This window comes from Azospirillum tabaci, from assembly GCF_014596085.1.
GTDB classification, from domain to species: domain Bacteria; phylum Pseudomonadota; class Alphaproteobacteria; order Azospirillales; family Azospirillaceae; genus Azospirillum; species Azospirillum tabaci.
The window spans coordinates 14,507-38,270 of the sequence record NZ_JACCJY010000036.1 but is presented as its reverse complement, the minus strand read 5'-3'; the positions used below and the strand labels follow the sequence as shown (position 1 = coordinate 38,270).

The 23,764-nt window shown below is 69.2% G+C and carries 22 protein-coding genes; 12 read left to right on the top strand and 10 right to left on the bottom strand.

Translation table 11 applies throughout. The features are described 5' to 3' along the window. Window positions 1-564 carry a transcription elongation factor GreB gene (greB, locus tag H0B54_RS25225; RefSeq protein ID WP_188262610.1) on the top strand — a complete coding sequence of 188 codons (564 nt, stop codon included), beginning with the start codon at window positions 1-3 and terminating at the stop codon, window positions 562-564. A 12-nt stretch (window positions 565-576) separates the two neighbouring features. Here the strand turns inward: greB and H0B54_RS25220 are convergent, their stop codons facing one another. From H0B54_RS25220 to H0B54_RS25210, 3 genes are all read right to left on the bottom strand, one after another. Next, window positions 577-1,194 carry an HAD family hydrolase gene (locus H0B54_RS25220; RefSeq protein ID WP_246472802.1) on the bottom strand — a complete coding sequence of 206 codons (618 nt, stop codon included), beginning with the start codon at window positions 1,192-1,194 and terminating at the stop codon, window positions 577-579. 14 nt (window positions 1,195-1,208) lie between these two features. Further along, the gene (locus H0B54_RS25215; RefSeq protein ID WP_188262608.1) at window positions 1,209-1,964 is read right to left on the bottom strand and encodes a DsbA family protein; all 756 of its coding nucleotides are present in this window, start codon (window positions 1,962-1,964) and stop codon (window positions 1,209-1,211) included. A 107-nt stretch (window positions 1,965-2,071) separates the two neighbouring features. Beyond that, window positions 2,072-3,424, bottom strand: a complete 1,353-nt coding sequence (locus tag H0B54_RS25210; protein WP_247881621.1) for a M48 family metalloprotease — start codon at window positions 3,422-3,424, stop codon at window positions 2,072-2,074. Here H0B54_RS25210 and H0B54_RS25205 point away from each other — a divergent pair. Then, a complete protein-coding gene (locus H0B54_RS25205) occupies window positions 3,393-4,802 on the top strand; it encodes a gamma-glutamyltransferase (RefSeq protein ID WP_246472800.1) in 1,410 nt (469 codons plus the stop codon). The two genes, H0B54_RS25210 and H0B54_RS25205, sit on opposite strands and share 32 nt — an antisense overlap. Before the next feature lie 19 nt (window positions 4,803-4,821). Beyond that, window positions 4,822-5,976: a pyridoxal phosphate-dependent aminotransferase gene (locus tag H0B54_RS25200; RefSeq protein ID WP_188262607.1), complete on the top strand. Its 1,155-nt coding sequence runs from the start codon at window positions 4,822-4,824 to the stop codon at window positions 5,974-5,976. A gap of 159 nt (window positions 5,977-6,135) precedes the next feature. Here H0B54_RS25200 and H0B54_RS25195 read toward each other — a convergent pair whose 3' ends face one another. Further along, complete coding sequence (locus H0B54_RS25195) at window positions 6,136-7,500, bottom strand: glutamate--cysteine ligase (protein ID WP_188262606.1); 1,365 nt, start codon at window positions 7,498-7,500, stop codon at window positions 6,136-6,138. 81 nt (window positions 7,501-7,581) lie between these two features. Further along, window positions 7,582-8,376, bottom strand: a complete 795-nt coding sequence (locus H0B54_RS25190; RefSeq protein WP_188262605.1) for a 16S rRNA (uracil(1498)-N(3))-methyltransferase — start codon at window positions 8,374-8,376, stop codon at window positions 7,582-7,584. Window positions 8,377-8,510: 134 nt separating this feature from the next. Between H0B54_RS25190 and ubiA the strand changes: the two genes are divergently transcribed. Beyond that, window positions 8,511-9,437: a 4-hydroxybenzoate octaprenyltransferase gene (gene ubiA, locus H0B54_RS25185; protein WP_188262604.1), complete on the top strand. Its 927-nt coding sequence runs from the start codon at window positions 8,511-8,513 to the stop codon at window positions 9,435-9,437. Between the two features lie 13 nt (window positions 9,438-9,450). Here the strand turns inward: ubiA and H0B54_RS25180 are convergent, their stop codons facing one another. Continuing rightward, window positions 9,451-10,179 carry a CHAP domain-containing protein gene (locus tag H0B54_RS25180; protein WP_343069033.1) on the bottom strand — a complete coding sequence of 243 codons (729 nt, stop codon included), beginning with the start codon at window positions 10,177-10,179 and terminating at the stop codon, window positions 9,451-9,453. Window positions 10,180-10,428: 249 nt separating this feature from the next. Between H0B54_RS25180 and H0B54_RS25175 the strand changes: the two genes are divergently transcribed. From H0B54_RS25175 to H0B54_RS25150, 6 genes are all read left to right on the top strand, one after another. Further along, window positions 10,429-11,088: a class I SAM-dependent methyltransferase gene (locus H0B54_RS25175; protein ID WP_188262602.1), complete on the top strand. Its 660-nt coding sequence runs from the start codon at window positions 10,429-10,431 to the stop codon at window positions 11,086-11,088. A 3-nt stretch (window positions 11,089-11,091) separates the two neighbouring features. Then, window positions 11,092-11,868, top strand: a complete 777-nt coding sequence (locus tag H0B54_RS25170) for a DNA alkylation repair protein (RefSeq protein WP_188262601.1) — start codon at window positions 11,092-11,094, stop codon at window positions 11,866-11,868. A gap of 94 nt (window positions 11,869-11,962) precedes the next feature. Continuing rightward, a complete protein-coding gene (locus H0B54_RS25165; protein ID WP_114859023.1) occupies window positions 11,963-13,474 on the top strand; it encodes a UbiD family decarboxylase in 1,512 nt (503 codons plus the stop codon). Window positions 13,475-13,514: 40 nt separating this feature from the next. Then, complete coding sequence (locus H0B54_RS25160) at window positions 13,515-14,639, top strand: DUF3616 domain-containing protein (RefSeq protein WP_188262600.1); 1,125 nt, start codon at window positions 13,515-13,517, stop codon at window positions 14,637-14,639. A 132-nt stretch (window positions 14,640-14,771) separates the two neighbouring features. Then, window positions 14,772-15,212: a DoxX family protein gene (locus tag H0B54_RS25155; RefSeq protein ID WP_188262599.1), complete on the top strand. Its 441-nt coding sequence runs from the start codon at window positions 14,772-14,774 to the stop codon at window positions 15,210-15,212. A 161-nt stretch (window positions 15,213-15,373) separates the two neighbouring features. Continuing rightward, complete coding sequence (locus H0B54_RS25150) at window positions 15,374-16,741, top strand: TldD/PmbA family protein (protein ID WP_188262598.1); 1,368 nt, start codon at window positions 15,374-15,376, stop codon at window positions 16,739-16,741. A gap of 38 nt (window positions 16,742-16,779) precedes the next feature. Here the strand turns inward: H0B54_RS25150 and H0B54_RS25145 are convergent, their stop codons facing one another. From H0B54_RS25145 to H0B54_RS25135, 3 genes are all read right to left on the bottom strand, one after another. After that, complete coding sequence (locus tag H0B54_RS25145) at window positions 16,780-17,262, bottom strand: anti-virulence regulator CigR family protein (RefSeq protein WP_188262597.1); 483 nt, start codon at window positions 17,260-17,262, stop codon at window positions 16,780-16,782. Between the two features lie 109 nt (window positions 17,263-17,371). After that, the gene (locus tag H0B54_RS25140) at window positions 17,372-18,982 is read right to left on the bottom strand and encodes a hypothetical protein (RefSeq protein WP_188262596.1); all 1,611 of its coding nucleotides are present in this window, start codon (window positions 18,980-18,982) and stop codon (window positions 17,372-17,374) included. A 121-nt stretch (window positions 18,983-19,103) separates the two neighbouring features. Beyond that, entirely contained in the window at window positions 19,104-20,024 is a 921-nt protein-coding gene (locus tag H0B54_RS25135) for a diacylglycerol/lipid kinase family protein (RefSeq protein WP_343069032.1), read from the bottom strand. A 216-nt stretch (window positions 20,025-20,240) separates the two neighbouring features. Here H0B54_RS25135 and H0B54_RS25130 point away from each other — a divergent pair, with 216 nt between their 5' ends. Both H0B54_RS25130 and H0B54_RS25125 read left to right on the top strand, forming a co-directional pair. Beyond that, window positions 20,241-21,083 (top strand): UDP-2,3-diacylglucosamine diphosphatase, encoded by an 843-nt coding sequence (locus H0B54_RS25130; RefSeq protein WP_188262595.1) that lies wholly within the window; start codon window positions 20,241-20,243, stop codon window positions 21,081-21,083. Further along, entirely contained in the window at window positions 21,080-22,078 is a 999-nt protein-coding gene (locus H0B54_RS25125) for a glycosyltransferase (RefSeq protein ID WP_188262594.1), read from the top strand. The genes H0B54_RS25130 and H0B54_RS25125 overlap by 4 nt, the downstream gene beginning before the upstream one ends. Window positions 22,079-22,127: 49 nt before the next feature. On the opposite strand, the gene H0B54_RS25120 is transcribed toward H0B54_RS25125, so the two are convergent. After that, entirely contained in the window at window positions 22,128-23,483 is a 1,356-nt protein-coding gene (locus H0B54_RS25120; RefSeq protein WP_188262593.1) for a globin-coupled sensor protein, read from the bottom strand. Window positions 23,484-23,764 lie beyond the last annotated feature (281 nt).

The following is a 23,764-nucleotide window of genomic DNA, read 5'->3' as shown; positions in this document are numbered from 1 at the left end:
ATGAGCAAGGCCTTCACCCGGGAGAACGACTCCGCCGGCGACGACGACGAGGCCGACGATCCCAAACCCTTGCCCAAGGGCGTGAAGAACTACATGACGCCCGAAGGCTTCCAGCGCATGCAGGAGGAGCTGCGCTCGCTGCTGCGCGTCGAGCGCCCGAAGGTGGTCGAGGTGGTGTCCTGGGCGGCCGGCAACGGCGACCGCTCGGAAAACGGCGACTACATTTACGGCAAGAAGCGCCTGCGCGAGATCGACCGGCGCATCCGCTTCCTGACCAAGCGCCTGGAATCGGCGGAGGTGGTGGACCCAACCCTCCAGAAGAACCGCGACCGCGTGTTCTTCGGCGCCACCGTCACCTACGCGCGGGAGGACGGGACGGAAAACACCATCACCATCGTCGGCGCCGACGAGGTGGACATGGACCGCGCCCATGTGAGCTGGATTTCGCCCATCGCCCGCGCCCTGCTGAAGGCGCAGGAAGGCGATGTGGTCGATCTGCGCACCCCCGCCGGGCTGGAGCAGATCGAGGTCGTCGCCATCCGCTATCCGGGCGACGCGGCGTAAGAAAGGCTGGGGCTACAGAAGCCCCAGCTCCTCCAGTTCGGCGCGCAGGCTGGCGGCGCCGGAGAAACGATGCGCCGTCATGCCGAGGACGCGGGCAGCCTCGACGTTGGCGGGGCTGTCGTCGATGAAATAGCAGTCCGCCGCCGCCAAGCCGTAACGGTCCAGCAGGCGTTGGAAGATCGCCGGGTCCGGCTTCACCAGCCTCTCATCGCCGGACACGATGATCCCGTCGAAGACGTTCAGGAAATCGAAGCGCCTGCGGGTCAGCGCCAGCTTCTCCGACGAGAAGTTGGTGATGGAGTAGAGCGGCGTCCCGCGCTGCTTCAGCTCCATCAGGATCTCCGGGGTCCCGGCCATGGGGCCGGGCACCATCTCCTCCCACCGCTCGTGATAGGCGCGGATCAGTTCGCGGCAGTCGGGGAACTCGGCGGTCAGGACGGCGACCGCCTCGTCCCACGGGCGGCCGCGGTCCTGCTCCAGGTTCCAGGCGGGGGTGCACACATTGTCGAGGAAGTCCTCCATCAGGTCCTCGTACCCGTCGAACAGCTCGCGGTAGAGATGCCGCGGGTCCCATTCGATGAGCACTTGGCCGATGTCGAAGACGACGGTGGTCGGCTTGGTCATCGTCATTTCTCGTCCCTGCCTCAGCCCTTGCGGGCCGCGGCGACGAGTTCCTTCATCTGGTCCAGCTTGATGGCGCCGGGGACCAGCTCGTCGCCGATGACGAAGGCCGGGGTGCCGCGGATGCCCAGCTCCTCGGCCAGCGCCTGGTTGGCGGCGATGACCTTCAGCACCTCGGGGCTGTTCATGTCCTTCTTCAGCCTGTCGGTGTCCAGCCCGACCGACTTGGCCAGCCGCTGGATCACGTCGTCGTCGAGCTGGCCGCGGTGGGCCATCAGGGCGTTGTGGAACTCCAGATACTTGCCCTGCCCGCGCGACGCCAGGGCCGCCTTGGACGCGGTCAGCGAGGCCGGGCTGAGGATCGGGAACTCCTTGAAGACGAAGCGCAGCTTGCCGTCGTCCTTGATCAGGCGCTCGGTGTCGGCCTGCACGGCCTTGCAGTAGCCGCACTGGTAGTCGAAGAACTCGACCACCGTCACGTCGCCCTTGGGGTTGCCGGCGACCGGATCGGCGGGGTTCTGGAACAGCGCCGCCTTGTTGTCGGCCAGCGCCGCCTTGGCCTTCTGCTCCTCGGCCACCTTCTGGCGCTTCTGGAGCGAGTCCACGGCCTCCAGGATGATTTCCGGGTTCTTCAGGATGTAGTCGCGCACCACCTCCTCGACGGCCTTGCGCTGCGCGTCGTCCATCGGGCTCTGCGCCTGGAGGGCGGGGGCCAGCAGCCCCGTCGGGAGGGCCAGCGCGGCGGCGAGCGCCAGGGCGGCGGGGCGGAAGCGGGTCATGTCGAACTCTCTCGTGGGGAGCCAAAACGGCGCGAATCGGGGCGATACTGTGGACCGGGACGGCGGGGTCAGGCAAGACGGCTGTGCGCCGTGCGAACGGAGGAGCCTCACTTGCCGCCCGCCTGCCCGCGGATGTCCTGGGCGCGCAGCCAGCCGGGGGAGCCGGCGGGCAGCAGCTTCTCCGCCCGCTCCGCCTGGAAGCGGGCCATCGGCTTGTCGCCGCGGGCGAAGGCCTCCTCGGCGGTGGCGTAGGCGACCATGCCGGCGTTGCCCTTCATGCTCCAGGCCTGGGCCATCAACCGCCACAGGAAGGCCGACTGCGCCTGCGTCTTGGACGCCACCTGAAGGTTGCGGAGCGCCTCGTCGGCCAGCCGGCTGTCGTTCTGCTCCATCAGGGAATGGGCCAGCGAGACGCGGATGCTGCCGGCGTCCGGCTCCAGTTCGATCGCCTTGCGGTAGGGGGCGGCGGCGTCCACCGCCCGCCCGTTCTGCAGCATCAGGTCGCCCTTCATCTCGTAAAGGAAGGCGTTCTTCGGCTCCTGGGCGATCAGCCCGTCGACCAGCGGCAATGCCTGCCGGACCTCGCCGCGCCGGAAATAGGCGTAGGCCCGGCCGTAGCGCGCCACGAAGGACGGGTCGTCCGCCTTGTAGCGGCGCAGCGCCCCGTTGGGGTCGAGATAGGCGTAGAGCTTGGCCTGGATGCGGCGGAACTCCTCGTTCCACTGCGCCGGGACCGGCTTCTTACCGGCCCGTGACCGCTCCACGAAATTGCGCACCGTCTCGATGCGCTCGCGGGTCAGCGGGTGGGTGCGGCGGTAGCCGGCGTCGCGGTCCACCAAAAGCGGATCGTCGGCGGCGCCCAGCTTCTCCAGGAAGGTGACCAGCCCCTCCGCCGAGATGCCCGACTGCTCCATGTAGGACAGGCCCGCCTGGTCGGCCGAGGATTCCTGGCTGCGCGAGAAGGACAGGAAGTTGCGCTCCGCCAGATGCTGACCCAGCATGACGCCCGCCGCACCGGCCCCGGCGTTGCCCGCGGCGATGCCGCCGACGATGCCGATGCCCATGCCGATCAGCGAGGACAGGAAGGCGTTCTCCATCGCCTCCGACCCGCGGACCAGATGGCCCCCGGCGATGTGGCCGGTTTCGTGCGCGATCACGCCGATGAGCTGCCCGGCGTCCTCCAGCCCCAGCAGCAGGCCGGTGTGCAGGAAGATGTTCTGCCCGCCCGCGACGAAGGCGTTCATGGTGTTGTCGTTGACCAGAACGATGTTCACCGCGTCCGGATCGATGCCGGCGGCCTGGAAGATTGGCCGCGCCATGTCGCGGATGATATGTTCCGTCTCGGCGTCGCTCAGGAATTGCATCTCCTGGCGCCGCTGCGCGCCCGCGGGCGGCGACCACGACAGAACCATCACGGCAACCATGGCGATGACCGAAACCAGCCTGCTGGGCTTGCGCACCGTTTCTTCCTCCGCACACCGGGACACCGGGCAGCCGGTCAAGATGCCGGCCCGGGCGCCCCATTCCACCCGCCGAATCTGGCAAGGGTTGGGCGTGATTGCCATAGCCGCATCGCTGGTGGGTGGCTGCGTCAACACGAAATACCGCACGGGCGCCCCGGCCCAAAGCTTCGTCGCGGCCGACGAGCCGCGCGCGGCGGAGATCGGGCGCGACATCATCGCCCAGGGCGGCAAGGCCGGCGACGCCGCCACCGCCATGGCGATGGCAATGGCCGTCACCCTGCCGTCGCGCGTCGGGATGACCGGCGGCGGCGTCTGCGTGGTGTTCGACGCCGCGAAGAAGGAAACCCGCACGCTCGACTTCCTCCCCCGGTCCGTCGGCGCTGGAGGGGCGGCCCAGCCCGGCTTCCTGCGCGGCGTCTACGCGCTCCAGGCCGCCACGGGGGCGATGCGCTGGGAGCAGGCCGTGGTCCCGGCCGAGCAACTCGCCCGCTCCACCCCGGTCAGCCGGGCGCTGGCCCGCGACCTCGCCGACTCCGCCGCCCGCCTGTCCGCCGACCCGGAGGCGCGCCGCGTCTTCCTGCCGACCGGCGCACCGCTGGCCGAGGGCGCGCCGCTGAGCCAGCCGGAGCTGGCCGCAACCCTGTCGCAGGTGCGCCGCAGCGGCATCGCCGCGATGTATGGCGGGCCGCTGGGTGGTGCCGTGGCCCAGGCCGCCGCCATCGACCCCGCGACCATCCGCGGCTTCCAGCCGCGCTGGACCGGCACCGCCGCCGTTCCGCTGGGCATCGTGTCGATGCATTTCGCCCAGCTTCCCGAGACCAACAACGGCGCCGCCCTGACCGCCGCCTGGAACGCCACCGCCGACCTGCCGTCCGACCAGCGCGCGGCCCGCGTGGCCCAGGCGCTGGGCGCCACCGGCAGTGGGGCCTCCACGCCCGGCGCCGGCCTCGTCGTGATCGACCATGAGGAGAACGGCGTCGCCTGCTCCTTCACCATGGGGGCACCCTTCGGCACCGGCCGCATGGTGCCGGGCACCGGCCTGCTGGGTGCCCGCGGGGTGGACGGCGCCGGCTTCGGCGCGCCCGCCCTGCTGACCAACGCCATTGTCGGCCGCACCCAGTTCGCGGGGGCGGCCAGCGCCGCCGGCAACGACGGCCCGGCCGCCGCTCCCGCCGCCCTGCTGACCGCTGCCTTGCCCGCCGCGCTGGACAAGGAACCGGGCGCCGCCATCCGCGCCAGCCGCGCCGCGAGCGGGCCGGGCCGCGCCACCTTCGTCACCTGCCAGACCTCGATGGAGAGCGGCTGGAAGGAATGCCAGATCGCCGCCGACCCACGCGCCCACGCCCTGGGCATCCTGGTCGAAACCGAGCGTTGATGTTCAGAAGTCTGGAATCATGAGCAAAGCACCCAAAGTCTCCAAACGGGGCGCCATCCCGCCCTTCTTCGTCATGGAAGTGATGCGCGCCGCTGCCGAGCGCGAAGCCGCCGGCCTTGAGGTCCTGCACATGGAGGTCGGGCAGCCCTCGACCGGCGCGCCGAAGGGCGTGCTGGAGGCCGCCCACCGCATGCTCGACGCCGACGTGCTGGGCTACACCGGCGCGCTGGGCATCCCGGCGCTGCGGGCGGCCATCGCCGGCTGGTACCGCGAGCGTTACGGGATCGACGTGCCGGAGCGGCGCGTGGTGGTCACCACCGGCTCCTCGGGGGCCTTCCAGCTCGGCTTCCTGGCGGCCTTCGATCCGGGCGACCGCGTCGCCATGGCCTCGCCCAGCTACCCGGCTTACCGCCACACCTTGACCGCCATCGGGGTCGAGCCAGTGGAACTGCCGACCGGGCCGGAGCACCGCTTCCAGCCGACCATCGAATTGCTGGAACAGCTCGACCCGCCCATCCAGGGCCTGATCGTCGCCAGCCCGGCCAACCCGACCGGCACGATGCTGAGTCGCGAAGAGCTGACCGCGCTCGCCAGCTGGTGCGACGCCAAGGGCGTGCGCCTCGTCTCCGACGAGATCTACCACGGGCTGACGTACGGGCCGGAGGCCGTCACCGCCGCGGAGGTCAGCGACAGCGCGCTGGTGGTGAACAGCTTCTCCAAGTATTTCTCGATGACCGGCTGGCGGCTCGGCTGGATGATCGTTCCGGACGACCTGATCCGCTCGGTCGAATGCCTCGCCCAGAACCTGTTCATCTCCGCCCCCAGCCTGTCGCAGGCCGCCGCGGTCGCCGCCTTCACCTGCACCGAGGAACTGGACGGCCACGTCGCTCGTTACGCCCGCAACCGCGAGCTTCTGCTGAGGGAACTGCCGAAGGCCGGGTTCGACAAGCTGGCTCCGGCCGACGGCGCCTTCTACATCTACGCCGACGTGACGGAGATGACCGACGACAGCGAGGCCTTCTGCAAGCGAATCCTGGCGGAGACCGGCATCGCCTGCACCCCAGGCGTCGACTTCGACCCGGCCCGCGGCCTCCGCTTCGTGCGCTTTAGCTTCGCCGGCTCGGAGGAGACCATCGCCGAAGCGGCCCGGCGGCTGATCGCCTGGAAAAAGTAAGGAGCCCTTGCCCTATCCCTTCTCCCCCCTGGGGAGAAGGTTAAGGATGAGGGGGGCGCCGAAGGCGCGCCAAGTGGGCGACACAACCACTCTCCCGCCCTGCCGGGCGTAACGCCCCCTCACCCAACCCTCTCCCCAGGGGGGGAGAGGGCTTCAACCTCAGTACGCGTATTCCTTGAACACCGGATCAACGCTGCCGCCCCAGGGACCGTTGAACTTCTCCAGAAGCTCGTCGGCGGGGGTCTGGCCGGACTCGGCGATGTCGAGCAGCGTGTTCAGGAAATGCGCCTCGTCGTCGCCCCAGTTGTCGTTGCGGGCGCGGCGCGCCAGACCGCCGCGGGCGATCTCCAGCACCTCGAGCGCGACCTCCCGCACCGTGCGGCCGCGGAAGGGGGTGCGCAGGGCGTGGCGCGGCACCTCGGCGCGCAAGTGGGCGCGCTCCTCCGTCGTCCAGCCCTTCACGAGGTCCCAGGCGGCGTCGAGCGCCTGGCTGTCGTAGAGCAGCCCGACCCACAGGGCCGGCAGGGCGCACAGGCGGCGCCAGGGGCCGCCGTCGGCGCCGCGCATCTCCAGATACTTCTTCAGACGCACCTCGGGGAAGGAGGTGGTCATGTGGTCGGCCCAGTCGGTGATCAGCGGGACCTCGCCCGGCAACGCCGGCAGGCGGCCCTGCATGAAGTCGCGGAAGGACTGGCCGGAGGCGTCGATGTAGGTGCCATCGCGGTAGACGAAGTACATCGGCACGTCGAGCAGGTAGTCCACGTACCGATCGAACCCGAAGCCGTCCTCGAACACGAAGGGCAGGTCGCCGGTGCGGTCGGGGTCGGTGTCGGTCCAGATGTGGCTGCGGAAGCTCTGGAAGCCGTTCGGCTTGCCCTCGGTGAAGGGCGAGTTGGCGAACAGCGCCGTGGCGATGGGCTGAAGCGCCAGGCTGACCCGGAACTTCTTCACCATGTCGGCTTCCGACGCGAAGTCCAGGTTCACCTGCACGGTGCAGGTGCGCATCATCATGTCCAGGCCGAGATTGCCGCGCTTGGGCATATAGTCGCCCATGATCTTGTAACGGCCCTTGGGCATCCAGGGGATCTCGTCGCGCCGCCACTTCGGCTGGAAGCCGAGACCCATCATGGCGATGCCCAGTTCGCCCCCAATCTCCTTCACCTGATCGAGGTGACGGTGCACCTCGGCGCAGGTCTGGTGCAGGGTCTCCAACGGCGCGCCGGACAGCTCCACCTGCCCGCCCGGTTCCAACGTGATGTTCGCCATGCCCTGGGTCAGGGCGATCAGGTTGCCCTTCTCCTCCACCGGGTCCCAGCCGAAGCGCTGCAGGCGGGTCAGCAGTTCACGGATCCCGTCCGGCCCCTCGTAAGGCAGCGGCCGGTGGTCGGAGACGCGGTAGGCGAATTTCTCGTGCTCGGTCCCGATGCGCCACTGGTCGGCCGGCTTGCTGCCGGATTCCAGATAAGCCGCCAGCTGGCGGCGGTCGGTGATCGGTTCACCACGCGTCTGCGGAGGTGCGGACATGGAAGCTCCCGCTTTCAAAAAGTCAAAACTGGCCAACGAGTCAAACGGCCCGCCTCGGAACAGCGGCGCGTCGAGCGGCCCTTACTCCCCGACGGTGGGGTCGGCCGGCGCGCGGAAGGGCGGTCGGGTGTCGCCCCCGTCCGCCGTCCAGTCCCCCGCAAGGGCCTGCCAGCAGGCGAGCGCCGCGACCACCGCCGTGTCGGCCCGGAGAATGCGGGGCCCCAGACCGACGGGAACAACAAAGGGGAGTTTGCAAATTTCGTCAAGTTCGGACTGCGCAAAGCCGCCCTCCGGCCCGATCAGGAAGGCGGCGGGGCCGCGTGGACGGTCGCGGACGGCCTCCGCGATGGGGCGTACGTTCCCGGCCTCGGCGCACAGGTACAGCGTACGTTCAGCCGGCCAGCCGGCCAGCGCCTTGTCCAGTGGCAGCGGGTCGGCCATCTCCGGCACGGTCAGCCGCTCCGACTGCTCGGCGGCCTCGATGGCGTTGGCGCGCAGGCGATCGGTGTTGACGCGGTTGGGGTCGGTGCGGCGGGTGAAGACCGGCCACAGCCGCGACACGCCCAGTTCGCTGGCCTTCTCCGCCACGAAATCGATGCGCCCGCGCTTGATCGGGGCGAACAGCAGCCAGAGGTCCGGCCCGGCCGCCTGAAGACGCCGCTGCGCGGTCACGGTGAGCGAGCACCAGCCCTTGCCGAAGCCGTCGATGGCGGCCAGCCACTCGCCGTCCCGCCCGTTGAAGACGGCCACGACGTCGCCCTTGTCGAGCCGCAGGACATGGCGCAGGAAATGCGCCCGCTCGTGGTCGAGCCCCACCGCCTGCCCCTCGCCGAGGGGGCTGTCCACATAGAGGCGGGTCTTCGGTTGGTTTGACATGGCGCGAGGTCTCCGGTGTGCGGCGCCGACTATAGCGATAACGCTTCGGGGCGGAAACGGCCCAGCCTTGCGGGGACCCACCCCCGCCGCTACCTTGCCCCCGGCTTCTTCCATTCCCCTTTCCCGAGTCCGCCATGACCAGCCCCGCCTCCCCCGCTCCCGGCGAATTCACCGACATCCGGCGCGGCGACTGGATCGACCGCTTCGCCCCGGCGGCGGTCCGTCCCTATCTGCGGCTAGCGCGGCTGGACCGGCCCATCGGCACATGGCTGCTGCTGTTTCCTGGCTGGTGGAGCATCGCGCTGGCCGGATCGGGGCCGATTCCCGACCTCTGGATGATGGCGCTGTTCGCAATCGGCGCCGTGGTCATGCGCGGGGCGGGCTGCACGGTCAACGACATCCTCGACCGCGACTTCGACGCGATGGTGGAACGCACGCGGACGCGCCCGATCCCCTCCGGACAGGTGTCGGTGAAACAGGCGCTGGCCTTCCTCGCCGTCCAGCTCCTCATCGGGTTGGCGGTGCTGGTGCAGTTCAATCCGCTCACCATCGGGCTGGGCGTGCTGTCGCTGGCGCTGGTCTTCACCTACCCGCTGATGAAGCGTATCACCTGGTGGCCGCAGGCTTTCCTGGGTTTGACCTTCAACTGGGGCGCCCTGATGGGCTGGACCGCGGTGCGCGGCAATCTCGAATGGCCGGCGCTGGCGCTGTACGCCGCGGGGATCGTCTGGACTCTGGGCTACGACACCATCTACGCCCACCAGGACAAGGAGGACGACGCGCGAATCGGCGTGAAGTCCACCGCTCTGCGGTTGGGCGACCAGAGCAAGATCTGGATCTACGGCTTCTACACGCTGACCTTCGTGGGGATCGGCATCGCCGGGCGTCTGGCCGGGCTGGGCGGGCTGTTCCTGCCGCTGCTCTCCCTGGCCGCGCTGCATCTGTCCTGGCAGGTCGCGACCTGGAACCCCGACGATCAGACGGATTGCCTGAAGAAGTTCAAGTCGAACCGCTGGTTCGGCTGGCTGGTGCTGGCGGCCTTCCTGGCCGGGACGATCTAGACGGAGGGAGGTTTCAGCGCGTCAGCTCGGCGACGGTGCTGTCGCCGGAGCCCGGCTTGCGCGGCGGCAGGACCGCACGGATGCCCTCGGTGGAGGCCACCATCTCGACGCCTTTCTGCGCGGCCGGCTGGGTCGGCTTGCGGGCCGGCAGCACGGCGGTCACCACCGGCGGAACCATCTTCGCGGCGGTGCCCTTGCCGGAGAGGGTGAGGGACGCGGTCAGCACCTGCGGCTTGCGGCCCGGAACGGCGACGGCTTGCCCTTTCAGGGAGGCCTCCATCAGGCGCGGCCCGGCGGCGGGCTTGGGTGTGGCGCGGCCCTGCGGAGCCACGGCGAAGGTGCTGCCGATGCCGGCACCCCGGGAATCGGCTTGGCGGATTTCCGCCTCCTCGCCCTCCGGCAGGATGAAGCCGTAGGTGGTGTAGACGCGCAGGCCGAGCTGGTCCGACGGCTCGTGCCAGACGCGGACGGCCGACCAGTCGTTGCGCGGCGACACGTCGACCACGCGCATGTTGCGACGGAGGCCACGGCCGTCGAGCCAGGAGTGATCGACCTCGATGGTGCGGCGATCGATGATGTGGCTGACCAGGGAGACATGGCCGCGGCCCAACCGCTGCGACCGTTTGAAGACGAGGACGGAACCGAGCGCCGGGCGCTGGTCACGCTCGTATTGTTGGTTGGCGGCGGCGTTCCACCACGTCCAGGCATCGCCCCGGATGTCGAAATCCGATATGGAGCGCACCGTGCGGACGCAATCCCCGTCCTGGGCCTGGGCTTGGGATATGGTGAACGGGCTAAGAGCGATGAACGCCGCGAACGATGCGCAGAGTGCAATCCCTTTCGACCGCATATCAGCCCCATGCCCTTTGTTTTTCTCCTTTCGAACGGGTAACACGGGACAGCAGGTGTGTCTACTCCGTTTGAATTATGTAACCAAAACCGGTTGTGGATAGATCATCCACCCCCGCGCAGCTCCGGTGAGAGTCCAGTTATGAACAACTTTTCTCAAATCGACTTCATTCGCTCCAACACGGTCGTAACGCGGACTCCTCTGCTGCCCGAAATCGCGCTGCATCTGGCGACGGAAATCACGCCGCTGTGGGAAGCTACGGAGGATTCTTTGAAAGAGTCCAATGTGCCGCCGCCCTACTGGGCCTTTGCTTGGCCGGGCGGTCAGGCGGTGGCGCGGCTCGTGCTCGACCGGCCGGAGCTGGTGGCGGGCAAGTCGGTGCTGGATTTCGCCGCCGGCACCGGACTGGTCGGCATCGCCGCGATGATGGCCGGGGCGGCGCGCGTTCAGTCCTGCGACATCGACCGCTTCGCCCTGGCGGCCATCGCCCTGAACGCCGAATCCAACGGAGTCGACGTGAAGGCGGTCAGCGCCGATCTGGTGGACCGCCCCCTGCCCGGCATCGACGTCGTCCTGGCGGGCGACGTCTGCTACGAGAAGCCGATGGCCGACCGGGTGACCGCCTGGCTGCGCGGAATCGCCGCAACCGGCACGCTGGTCCTGCTGGGCGATCCGGGCCGCGCCTATGTCCCGCTCAGCGGAATCGAGCGGGTCGCGCAGTACAGCGTCCCGACCTCCCTGGAGTTGGAGGACCGCGAGATGCGCGAGACGACGATCTGGCGCCTGCTGCCGGAGGCCTGAGTCATGACCACGACCGCTCCGCGCAAGGGCGCCACCCGCATGGCCGACATCCCGCCGGAGGTGCTGGCCGACCTGAACGCGGGCCGGCGCGAGACCGCCACGCTGGCCGAATCGCTCGCCATCGACTTCGCCGCCCTGCTGGCCGCGGCCGTTCCGGAAGCCGCGGGCGCCGTGTCCTTCGACCCGAAGGAGGGCGTGACCCGGCGCATGGCGGCGGCGGGGAGCGCGGCCGTCGAGCGCCTCGGCCTGGAGGCCGTGGAGCGGCTGGCCGTCCACCCCTCCGACACGGTGCGCGGCTGGGCCTGCTACGCACTGGCGGCGGCCCCCGGCCTGACTCTGGCGGAGCGGCTGGTGCGCGTCCGCCCGCTGGCCGACGACCCGCATTTCGGGGTGCGCGAATGGGCGTGGCTGGCGTTGCGCCCGCACATCGCCGCCGCCCTCGACGAGGCGTTGGCCCTCCTCGCGCCCTGGACCGCCGAACCGTCGGAGCGGCTGCGCCGTTTCGCCAGCGAGGCGACCCGCCCGCGCGGCGTCTGGTGCGGCCACATCGGCGCGCTGAAGACCGACCCGGCGCGCGGCCTGCCGGTCCTCGACCCGCTGCGGGCGGACGGCGCGCGCTACGTCCAGGATTCGGTCGCCAACTGGCTGAACGACGCGGCGAAGAGCCAGCCCGGCTGGGTGCAGGCCCTCTGCGCCCGCTGGGAAATGGACAGTCCCGACCCGGACGCCACCCGCCGCATCGTCCGCCGCGCCCTGCGCAGCGTGAAGGAACCCGCGTGAGGCGGCACCTCCCCCCTTGACGCGGCGCCCTCCAGGCCGATGCTAAGCGCCCTCTCTTGATCCGACCCCATCGCATCCGAACGGACCCTCGACCATGCCCTACACCTCGTTGCGCGACTTCATCGACCGGCTGGAGAAGGCCGGGCGGCTGGTGGTGGTCCGGGAGCCGGTGTCCACGGCGCTGGAGATGACCGAGATCCAGACCCGCCTGCTCGCCGAAGGCGGCCCGGCGGTGCTGTTCGAGAACGTCATCAAGGCCGACGGCACCCGTTCGGAGATGCCGGTGCTGGTCAACCTGTTCGGCACGGTGGAGCGCGTCGCCTGGGGCATGGACCGCGAGCCGCACGAGCTGCGCGGCGTCGGCGAGACGCTGGCCTTCCTGAAGCAGCCGGAGCCGCCGGGCGGCTTCCGCGAGGCGATGGAGCTGATCCCGCTCGCCAAGACCGTGCTGTCGATGAAGCCAAAGACGGTCGGCTCCGCCCCCTGCCAGGAGGTGGTGCTGACCGGCGACCAGATCGATCTCGGCCGCCTGCCGGTGCAGAGCTGCTGGCCGGGCGAGCCGGCCCCACTCATCACCTGGCCGCTGGTCGTCACCAAGGGGCCGACCGGCAAGCGCGAGGACGACTTCAACCTCGGCATCTACCGGATGCAGGTGCTGGGGAAGAACAAGACGATCATGCGCTGGCTGAAGCACCGCGGCGGTGCGCAGCACCATCATCGCTGGCAGGCCAGCGGCAAGCGCGAGCCGCTGCCCTGCGCGGTGGTCCTCGGCGCCGATCCCGGCACCATCCTGGCCGCCGTCACGCCGGTGCCGGACACGCTGTCGGAATACCAGTTCGCCGGCCTGCTGCGCGGCAAGAAGGTCGAGCTGGTGGACTGCAAGACCGTGCCGCTGAAGGTGCCCGCCCAGGCCGAGATCATCCTGGAAGGCCATGTCAGCCTGGACGAGTACGCCGACGAGGGGCCCTACGGCGACCACACCGGCTATTACAACTCGGTCGAGCCCTTCCCGGTCTTCACCGTCACGGCGATGACCATGCGGCGCAACCCGATCTACCTCTCCACCTTCACCGGCCGCCCGCCCGACGAGCCGTCGGTGCTGGGCGAGGCGCTGAACGAAGTCTTCATTCCCCTGCTGACCCAGCAGTTTCCGGAGATCGTGGATTTCTGGCTGCCGCCGGAAGGCTGCTCCTACCGGATCGCGGTGGTCAGCATGAAGAAGGCCTATCCCGGCCACGCCAAGCGCGTGATGATGGGGGTCTGGTCCTTCCTGCGCCAGTTCATGTACACGAAATGGGTGATCGTCGTGGACGACGACATCGACGCGCGGAACTGGAAGGACGTGATGTGGGCGATGAGCACCCGCATGGACCCGGCCCGCGACATCACGGTGATCGAGGGCACTCCCATCGACTATCTGGACTTCGCCAGTCCCGAGTCGGGCCTGGGCGGCAAGGTCGGGCTGGACGCCACCAACAAGTGGCCGCCGGAGACCAAGCGCGAATGGGGCCAGAAGATCCGCATGGACCAGGGCGTGGTCGACGAGGTGTCGCGCAAATGGGCGTCCTACGGTCTTCCGGGCAGCGGGACCCCGATCTGGAAGTGAGGCGTTAAGGGACGTCCCGCTTCTTCCAAGGAGTCCCGCCATGCCCAGCGACACCGACCACCCCATTGGCCGCCCCATCGCCACCGTCCGCCTGGTCTTCCGTGACGGTGGCGAAACCGCCGGGAACCTGTCGGTGGCCGAGCGGGCGGGAAGCAACCTGTTCGTGGCGTCGGACGAGGGCGCGCGGATCGTCCACATGGCCGCCGAAGACGGCGGCACTCTCTACCGCCAGGACGCCGTCTATCCCCTGGCGGATTTCTTCGCCCTGCCGGTGACGATCCCAGGGGAGGACGAGGCGGACATCGAAGGCATGACCATCGCCGACGGTTGGCTGTGGGTCACCGGCTCCCACGCGCTGGCCCGCAAGAAGCCGGGGCGCGACGAGAGCAGCATCGAGAAGGCGCTGGAGCGGCTGACCGAGGTGCGCTGCGACCCCAACCGCTTCCTGCTCGGCCGTGTCCCGCTGGTCACCGAGGCGGGCGGGCGCCTCACCCCGGTCCGCCGCGACGGGAAGCGGACGGCCGGTTGCCTGAAGTTCCGCAAGGGCGGCAACGCGCTGACCAAGGCGCTGGCGGAGGACGAGCATCTGGCCCGCTTCGTCGCCGTGCCCGCCAAGGAGAACGGCTTCGACGTGGAAGGGCTGGCCGCCCATGGCGACCGGGTCTGGTTGGGGCTGCGCGGCCCGGTGCTGCGCGGCTGGGCCTGCATTCTGGAACTGGCGGTGGAGGACCACCCGGACGTCGAGGAGCGCCTGCGGCTGCGCCCCATCGGGCCGAACGGCGAGAAGTACCGCAAGCACTTCGTCGATCTGGATGGGCTGGGCATCCGCGAACTGACCTTCGACGGGGAGGATCTGGTGATCCTGGCCGGGCCAACGATGGACCTCGACGGTCCCGTCAGCCTATGGCGCTGGACCGACGTCCTGTCCGTCACCCACGAGACCGTCATCCCGCGCGACCGGCTCGTCCATCTGCTGAATCTCCCCCACGGCAAGGGCGACGACCACGCGGAGGGCATCGCATGCGTCCGCCGCGACGGCGCCCCGCCCGCCCTTCTGGTGGTCTACGACAGCCCGTCCAAGACGCGCCTTCACGACGCCGGCACCACCGCCGACCTGTTCGCCCTGCCCTCCCGCTACGATCCGGCCAACGCTTCCCTCGCGTGAACATCGTTCTTGAATGGGCAACAATCAGTGCATAAATAAGCGGATTATCCCAACCGAGGACATCGCTATTCTTGGCCTCAGACGACAACGGCCCCGGCGCGGGGCACCACGCTGAGACAAGGAGACCAAGCCATGAACGCCACCATCGACAACCGCACCGCCCCCTACGCCGCCTTCCTGCTGCGCGTCAGCCTGGGCCTTCTCTTCATCGCCCACGGCCTGATCCTGAAGGTCGTCACCTTCGGCATCGCCGGCACGGTCGGATACTTCGAGAGCCTCGGCTATCCCGGCCTCTTCGCCTATCTGGTGATCCTCGGCGAGATCGGCGGCGGCCTGCTGCTGGTGGCCGGCGTCTTCACCCGCTGGATTTCGCTGGCCCTGCTGCCGATCATGATCGGCGCGACGCTCCAGCACACCGGCAACGGCTGGGTCTTCTCGGCCCAGGGCGGCGGCTGGGAGTTCCCGGTGTTCTGGACCGTGCTGCTCGGCGTGCAGGCCCTGCTGGGCGACGGCGCCTTCGCCCTGAAGCTGCCGACCGCCGGCCGCAGCGCCCTTCAGAGCCGGCTGGCCTGACCCTGAAGCGGACATGACGAACGGCGCGCGGGCGGGCACCAGCCCCCCGCGCGCCGCCGCGTTTGCGCCCGGACCGCGCCCGACCTGAGGCGATATGCCCCTTCCTCTTCTTCTCCGGGCTCCCATTTGCTAGACAAGCCGGAGACCTAGCGGAGACCGTAATGCCCGTTTCGACCACCTCGCAACCCGCCTCTCAGCCCGACGTGCTGACCCTGCTGGACGATTTGATCCGCAAGGCGAAGGGTGCCGGGGCCGACGCCGCCGACGCCGTGCTGTTCGACAGCGCCTCCCTGTCGCTGAGCCAGCGTTTCGGCAAGACGGAGAAGCTGGAGCGGTCCGAGTCGGGCGACCTGGGGCTGCGCGTCTTCATCGGCAAGCGGCAGGCCATCGTCTCCTCCACCGACCGCAGCGCCAAGGCGCTGGACGAGTTGGTGGAGCGCGCCGTCGCCATGGCCCGCGTGGTGCCGGAGGACCCCTTCTGCGGTCTCGCCGACCCGGAGCAGATCTACACCACCCTTCCGGACCTCGACGTGTGCGACCCGTCGGAACCCTCGGCGGAGCTGCTGATCGAACGCGCCCGCATCGCCGAGGAGGCCGCCCTGGCGGTCGAGGGGGTGACGAACTCCGAAGGGGCCGACGCGGGGTGGAGCCGCTCCACCATCGCCATCGCCGCGTCCAACGGCTTCACCGGCAGCTACGGCGTGTCGCGGCAGTCCCTGTCGGCCTCGGTTCTCGCCGGGACGGGCACGGGGATGGAGCGCGACTACGACTATGACAGCAAGGTCTACGGCTCCGACCTGCGCGACCCGGCGTCGATCGGGCGCGAGGCCGGCGAGCGGGCCATCCGCCGCCTGAATCCGCGCCGGGTCAAGAGCTGCAAGGTGCCGGTGGTGTTCGACCCCCGCGTCTCGCGCGGGTTGCTGGGGCATCTGACCGGCTCCATCAGCGGGCCGAGCATCGCGCGGGGCACCAGCTTCCTCAAGGACAAGATGGGGCAGCGGATCTTCGCCGCCGGCATCACCATCGTGGACGACCCGCATGTGAAGCGCGGCCTGCGCTCCCGCCCCTTCGACGCGGAGGGCGTCGCCACCACCCGCCGCAACCTGATCGAGGACGGGCACCTGACCACGTGGCTGCTCGATCTGCGTTCGGCCCGCCAGCTCGGCCTGTCGACGACCGGCCACGCGGCGCGCGGCACCTCCGGTCCGCCGGGCCCGGCCCCGGCCAACGTCTACATGGTTCCAGGCGCCAAGAGCCGTGAGGAGCTGCTGGCCGAGATCCCCAACGGCTTCTACGTGACGGAGCTGATGGGGACGGGCGTCAACGGGGTGACCGGCGACTACAGCCGGGGTGCGGCCGGCTATTGGATCGAGAACGGCCAGATCGCCTATCCGGTGACCGAACTGACCATCGCCGGGAACCTGAAGGAGATGTTCCTGAACCTGGAGCCGGCCAGCGACCTGGAGCTGCGCTTCGGCATGGACGCCCCGACCATCCGCATCGACGGTCTGACCATCGCCGGGCTGTGAGCGCAACGGGAGGCGCCGCAAGGCGCCCCCTCTTCCTGTCAGCGGACCACGCCGCGGACGATGTCGGCGATGGTGCCGTGCACCGCATCCAGAATCAGCATGTCCGCGCCGGCCAGGATGCACTCCCAGCCGTTCATGCACATGGGCACCCGCTGGCGCAGCTCGATGGGCGCCACCTTTTTGGCGATGCCCGGCGGCAGCGGCTGGCCGCGCGCCAGCTTCTTCGCGATCCCCGGCGGCAGGGCCGTCGCCCCGACCGGATGGGCGGAGAAATAGTCCCGGATGATCGTCACCTCGCCGCGGGACACCGACCCTCTGGAGTCGTGCTTTTTGGAACCCTGCCCTCTGGAGTCGTGCCCTTTGGAATCGTACGACGGCTCACCCTGCGGCTTGCCGTGCCCACCGCCGGGACCGCCGGCCCAGTCGGGCTTGTCCGCCAGCGCCGGAGTGGCAATGCACAGCACCGCCAGAAGCGCCAGCGAGGCACGCCCGCTCCAACGCCGCACCCGATCCCCGTTCATGATCCGCATTCCCTTGCCTGCCGAATTTGAGCCGCAAACACATCCCGCGGCCCTACCCCTATCGGATTAGCCGCAAGCTCCGCCGCCCGCCTGTGGTAAGGACGGGATATCAGACCGTCACGCTCACCGGACCGCCGGCACCACGCACCGAGAGGTTGGGCAGGAAATCCCGGAACAGCGACAGGCTCTTCAGGTCGGAGACGTACCCCGTGCCCTCGCCACCCATCGTCTTTCCACCGATGCTCTTCATCACCTCGGCGGTCTGCGCGCCCTGGGCCTCCAGCGCGTCCTTCAGAACGGAGGCCAGCGCACTGCCGTAGCCCAGCCGCTCCATCTTCCCGCCCGTCTCCTGAACCGTTTTCTCGTAGCTGTACTGAAGCGCCGCCCGCTGGACCGACCAGTTGACCGACTCCTTCTCCTCCTGGCTGGCCTCGTCGAGGAACTTCACCCCGGCGCGGTAGGCGGCGGCCTTGTCGGTGCCGAGAGGGTCGGCGGCGTCCATTGCCTCCTTCTGCTGACGGGCCATGATGGATTGCGCCGCCTGCTGCTCGTTCTTGGAGAAGGTCCCGTCCTTGTTGCTGGCGATGGCGTGGAGGCTGCGCCGGTCGAAGCCGCCGAACAACCGGTCCATGTCCTTTCCGGTCGGGTCGGAGTAGTTCACCCCCTTGCCTTCCTTCGCCATGGCCGTGTAGGTGGCGTCCAGCGAGTCGCGGGCGTCCTGGATGACCTTTGCGAAGCCCTGGAGCCCCGGCGTCTGGCTGGTGGTCAGCACCGTGGCGGGCGGCGGCGGCAGGCCGGCGGCCTCGGCCTCCTCCTTGGCGGAGGGCTCGAGGTCTTTGCCACCTGGGCGGCTCTTGTCGACCTCACCGCGCCCGATGCCGGGGATGTCCACGTCCGCGGCGTACTGCGCGAGACCATTTGCGTAAAGCTTGGCCTCGAAGCCCAGGTCATACATAAGCTTGGCGGCGGCCTTTCCCTTCTCATTGTCCGGTGACAGCAACCCACCCTCGCCGCCTTCCGCTTCCGCGCCGAAATCCAGTTTTTCGAACGCGTCCTCTCCCTTTGTCGCGAAATACCTGAAGGCATTCCCCTTGATCTTGTTCGGGTCGCCACCGACGGTCTCCATCATCTCGCGGTCGATGTCCGCCGCCTCCGCGCGGAAGACGGCATTGGCCGGAGCCATCGCCGCCTGAAACGCCTCGGTATCCTCGTCCTTCCCAAAGGCGGCGAAAGCGGCGGTCCGCGCCTCGTTCAGGGCCGACATGGCCTTGTCCATGCGCTCCGTCTTGGTCTTGAAGGCCTTTTCAGCCGCCCCGAGCTTCTCCGCCCAGGCCTTGTCCTCCTCATCCTCGGGCCGCTCCTTGATGAAGCGGTCCTTCACGGCGTTGGTCGCCATTTGGCGCAGTCCCAACGCCACGTCCTTCTCGGTCATCTTGCCGGACTTGACGAAGTCTTCCAGCATCGCGCGTCCCTTGGAGCCGATGGACGCGAAGACCTTCCCCGCCACGCCGGTCAGCGACTTCGCCAGTCCGCTGAGCTCCACGCTGTCCTCTCCCTTCAAGGCGGCCAGGGCCGCGGCGCCCGCGGAGGACCCGGCGTCGGAGGCCGCCTTCCACGTCCCCTCCGCTTCGGCGGCACCAGCGGCGGGCTTCCATTTGGTGGTGGTCGCGGCGGCGCTGGCTGTGGTGGCCGAAAACAGGGCGTTGATCGACGTGGACATGGCTTCCCCCTTGCGGTCCCGCCTGAGCCGCGGGGCCTTGATCCTTAGAGACCGAAGTAATTATTGAATGCTCCCAAGTAATTTTCCCAAGAGACCCCTTAACGGAGTCTTAAAACACTGTTCAGCGCGCCAGCACCGGCAGAACCCACGGCGCCAGCGCGATCTCCACCGGCAGGCGGGCGATCACGTCGCCGTCGCCCTGCACGGGCTCGCCCGCCGGCCCGTCGATGACCACCCGGCGGCCCGGCAGGATGCGGTAGTCGGGGAAGCGCGGCAGCCGCCCGGCGGTGACACCCCAGAGGTAGCGCAGGGCGTTCCCACGCCCCGCCCGTGGGAACAGGCAAACGTGCAGCCGCGGGTCGGTCAGCCGCGCATCGGGCGCGCAGACGAAGCGCCCCCCGTAGAAATGCCCCTTGGCGACGATGACGGAGGCGACCTCCACCGGCTCCGCGCCGTCCACCGCCACGCGGTAGGGGCCGCCACCGCCCGCGGCGATCCGGGCCAGCGTTTCCACCGCGTAGGCGCCCTTGCCGATCAGCCGCTTCAGCCGTGTGTCCACCCCCTCCACGACACGGGCGTCCAGGCCGGCGCCGGCCATCATGGCGAAGGCGCGGCCATTCGCCACACCCAGATGCACCGGCAGCGGCCGCCCCTCCGCCAGCACCCGCGCCACGCCCTCCGCGTCCAGCGGCAGGCCCAACTCATGGGCCAGCACGTTGGCGGTGCCCAGCGGCACGATGCCCAAGGGAATCGCCGCCTCCCCGCGTCCGCGCGCCCCCAGACCGTTGACCACCTCGTTGATGGTGCCGTCGCCGCCCGCGACGACCACCGCGTCGAAGGCGCCGGGCGCCACCGCGCGGGCCATCGCCTCTGCGTCGCCGCGCCCGCCGGTGGCCTGAAGCGTCACCGCGGCCCGATGGCGCTGCTCCAGCCGCTCCAGCACCGCGCCCAGACGGCGGGCCCGGCGGGCGCCGGCCACCGGGTTGTGGATCACCAGAAGACGCCGCCGGGTCGCCGCGGCCGGCCCGGACGTCTCAGGCACCGATTCGCCCCCATTCGCTGCGCCGGCACCCAATGTGACCATACTGTTTCAGTTTTGATAAAGTCATTTTTCGCCTTTGTTTCACTGACAAGAAGTCTCATTGAAATCACCGCTCCCAACAGATGCGAGCACTCGAAATCATTGTCAAGATAATGACCCGCAGATATACGGGATGTGTTTCAACGAACCCTTGCCGGAACGGCGATGGAGCGGGGCATGAGCGCATCACGCGACGTCAAGCAGTACCGCAGCATCTGGATCTCCGACGTCCATCTGGGCACGCGGGGATGCAGGGCGGAGTACCTTCTCGATTTCCTGAAGCACAACGAGTCCGACCATCTCTATCTCGTCGGCGACATCGTGGACGGCTGGCGGCTGCGCAAGACCTGGTACTGGCCGCAGGCGCACAACGACGTGGTGCAGAAGATCCTGCGCCGGGCGCGCAAGGGCGTGCAGGTCTATTACATCCCCGGCAACCACGACGAGGCCGCCCGCGATTACACCGGCCTGCAGTTCGGCGGGGTCCATGTGGTGGAGGAGATGATCCACGTCACCGCCGACGGGCGGCGGCTCCTGGTCACCCACGGCGATCGCTTCGACGTGGTGGTGAAATACGCCCGCTGGCTGGCCTTCATCGGCGACAACGCCTACGTGGTTCTGCTCCAGGCCAACACGCTGTTCAACTGGGTCCGCCGCAAGCTGGGCTTCCCCTACTGGTCGCTGTCCGCCTTCCTGAAGCACAAGACGAAGACGGCGGTCGAGTTCATCGGCAACTACGAGACCGCTCTCGGCGACGAGGCCCGGCGCCGCAAGGTGGACGGCGTTGTCTGCGGCCACATCCACACCGCGGAAATCCGCGACATGGAAGGAATCCTCTATTGCAACGACGGCGACTGGGTCGAGTCCTGCACCGCCTTGGTCGAGCATCCCTGCGGCCGGCTGGAGATCATCGATTGGGCGGCGGACATCCGCCGGCGCGCCGCGACGACGCTGCCCGCCCGCATCCCGGCCAAGGAAAAGGCGAAGGAGAAGGCGCCCAAGGAGTCGGTTGCGGCGTGAACATCCTGATCGTCTCCGACGCCTGGCTCCCCCAGGTCAACGGCGTGGTGCGCACCATCGGCACCGTCCGCTCGGAGTTGGAGGCCATGGGCCACCGCGTGGAGGTGATCGGCCCCGACCGCTTCCGCACCGTGCCGATGCCCACCTACCCGGAAATCCGGCTGGCGCTGGGGGCTGGGCGGCGGCTGCACGCCTTGATCGACGCGCTGCGCCCCGACTGCATCCACATCGCGACCGAAGGGCCGCTGGGCTTCGCCGCCCGGCGCTACTGCCTCAGCCGCGGCAAGCCCTTCACCACCGCCTACCACACCCGCTTTCCGGAATATGTGCGCGACCGGGCGCCGGTGCCGCTGGCGCTCAGCTACGCGGTGGTCCGCCGCTTCCACAAGCCGTCCTCGGCGGTGATGGTGGCGACGCCATCCATCGAAAGCGACCTCGCCGCCCGCGGCTTCACCAACATCCGGCGCTGGACCCGCGGCGTGGACACCGAGTTGTTTCGCCCCCGTACCAAGGGCTTCCTGGCGCTGCCGCGCCCCATCGCCCTCTATGTCGGGCGCGTGGCGGTGGAGAAGAATCTGGAGGATTTCCTGAGGCTGGACCTGCCGGGTAGCAAGGTGGTGGTCGGCGACGGCCCGGCCCGCGCGGAGCTTCAGCAGAAATACCCGGACGTCCATTGGGCCGGCGCCCGCCATGGCGAAGAGCTGGCCCAGCATTACGCCGCGGCGGACGTCTTCGTCTTCCCGTCGCGCACCGACACCTTCGGTCTGGTTCTGCTGGAGGCGCTGGCCTCGGGCGTGCCGGTGGCGGCCTACCCGGTCCCCGGCCCCCTGGACGTGGTCGACGGCTCCGGCGCCGGCTGCCTGGACGAGGATCTCAAGGGAGCCGTCGAACGCGCCCTGACCATCCCGCCCGAGCAGTGCCGGGACTATGCCCTGAACTTCTCCTGGCGGCGCTCCGCCGAGCAGTTCCTGGCGAACCTCCGTCCGTTCACCTGAAGAGGGAAGGAAGCCGGACCGGCGCGCTGCCGGCCCGGCTCGCCCCCGGTCACGCGGCGCGAATGCGCTGCATGAACAGGTCCACGCTCTCGCGCAGACGGTCGGACTCGCGGTGCAGGTTGCCGGCGGCCCCCAGCACCTCCTCGGCAAGGCTGCCGGTCTCGGACGCGCCGCTGGTCACCGCCCCGATGGTGTCGGTCACGCTGCGGGTCCCGCGGGCGGCCTCCTGGACGTTGCGGACGATCTCCTGGGTGGCGGCGGTCTGCTGCTCCACCGCGGCGGCGACGGTGATGACGATGTCGTTGATGCTGCCGATGGTGGAGCCGATGCCGCTCAGCGCCTCCGCGGAGCCGCGCGCCACCTCCTGGATGCTGCCGATCTGGGCGGAGATGTCCTCCGTCGCCTTGGCCGTCTGGTTGGCGAGGTTCTTGACCTCCTGCGCGACCACGGCGAAGCCTTTGCCGGCCTCCCCGGCGCGGGCGGCCTCGATCGTCGCGTTCAGCGCCAGCAGGTTGGTCTGGCCGGCGATGCTGTTGATGAGCTGCAGCACCGCGCCGATCTTCTGTGCGGCGTCGACCAGGCCGTTCACCGTGGCGTTGGTCCGCTCCGCCTCGGCCACCGCGCCACGGGCGATCTGCGAGGACTGGGCGACCTGCCGGCTGATCTCCGTGATGGAGCTGGTGAGCTGTTCCGACGCGGCGGCGACCGTCTGCACGTTGGCGGACGCCTGCTCGGCGGCGACGGCGACGGCGAGCGACTGGCGGTTGGTGGCGGCGGCGATCTGCGCCATGCGCTGGGCGTTGCCCTTCATCTCGTCCGACGCGGCCACCGTGTTGTCGGCGATGCCGCGGACGCTGCCCTCCAGGCTGTCGGCGAGTTGGTTCAGGATGGCGCGCTTGCTTTCCTGCTCGGCCGCCGCGTAGGTCTCCAGCAGCACTTCGAGGTCGAGCCAAGCGACCCGCCCCAGCGTGTCGCGCAGGGCCGCCCGCTCCGCCGCCTTGTTCGATCCGAACAGCGATCGGCGCCCGTCCGCCGCATCGAGGCCCAGTTCGCGGGCGATGCCGCTGGACACCGTGTGGTGGCAGATGGCCACCGCATAGCCCGGCACGCCGTGGTCGTAGAAGGCCTTGGCCAGCCGATGGGCGGACTCCAGGAAGCCCGGACCGAAGTCGCCCGAGACCACGCGGGTCCAGTGGGCGACGCGCGCGGCGTGGACGTCGGGCAAGGTCAGGGCGTCGCGGATTTCCGGCCAGGCCGCGAAGGCGCCGTGCCACTGCTCCAGCAGCACGGGCAGACGGTGCTGCGCGAAATCCCGGTTGGCGCGCAGACGCGCGATGTCCGCTTCGGTGATGCTGAAGGCCCGGAGCCGGTTTTCCTGGCCGTCACGTTCCTGTACGCCCGCCATGATATTATCATCCTGAAATGTTGGAGGCCGGCGCCTTGCCCGCCTTCCTTGAAGCTGCCGACGTTTCTACGTCATAGGGATAGCATCGGATTGCTTCAAAATTATCATAATGGATCGCAAAATCGTCATACCCTGGTATGCGCGCAGCCCCCATCCGGCCATCAGCCTTCCGGTCGACGCCAGCGCAAAGCCTTACCTCTGCCACAGCCCCCCGTGCTAAAGTGGTGGGGACCGCGGCCGGGATTCCTGGCCGCGTTGGTTTTGTGGATGGCGTTTCGACC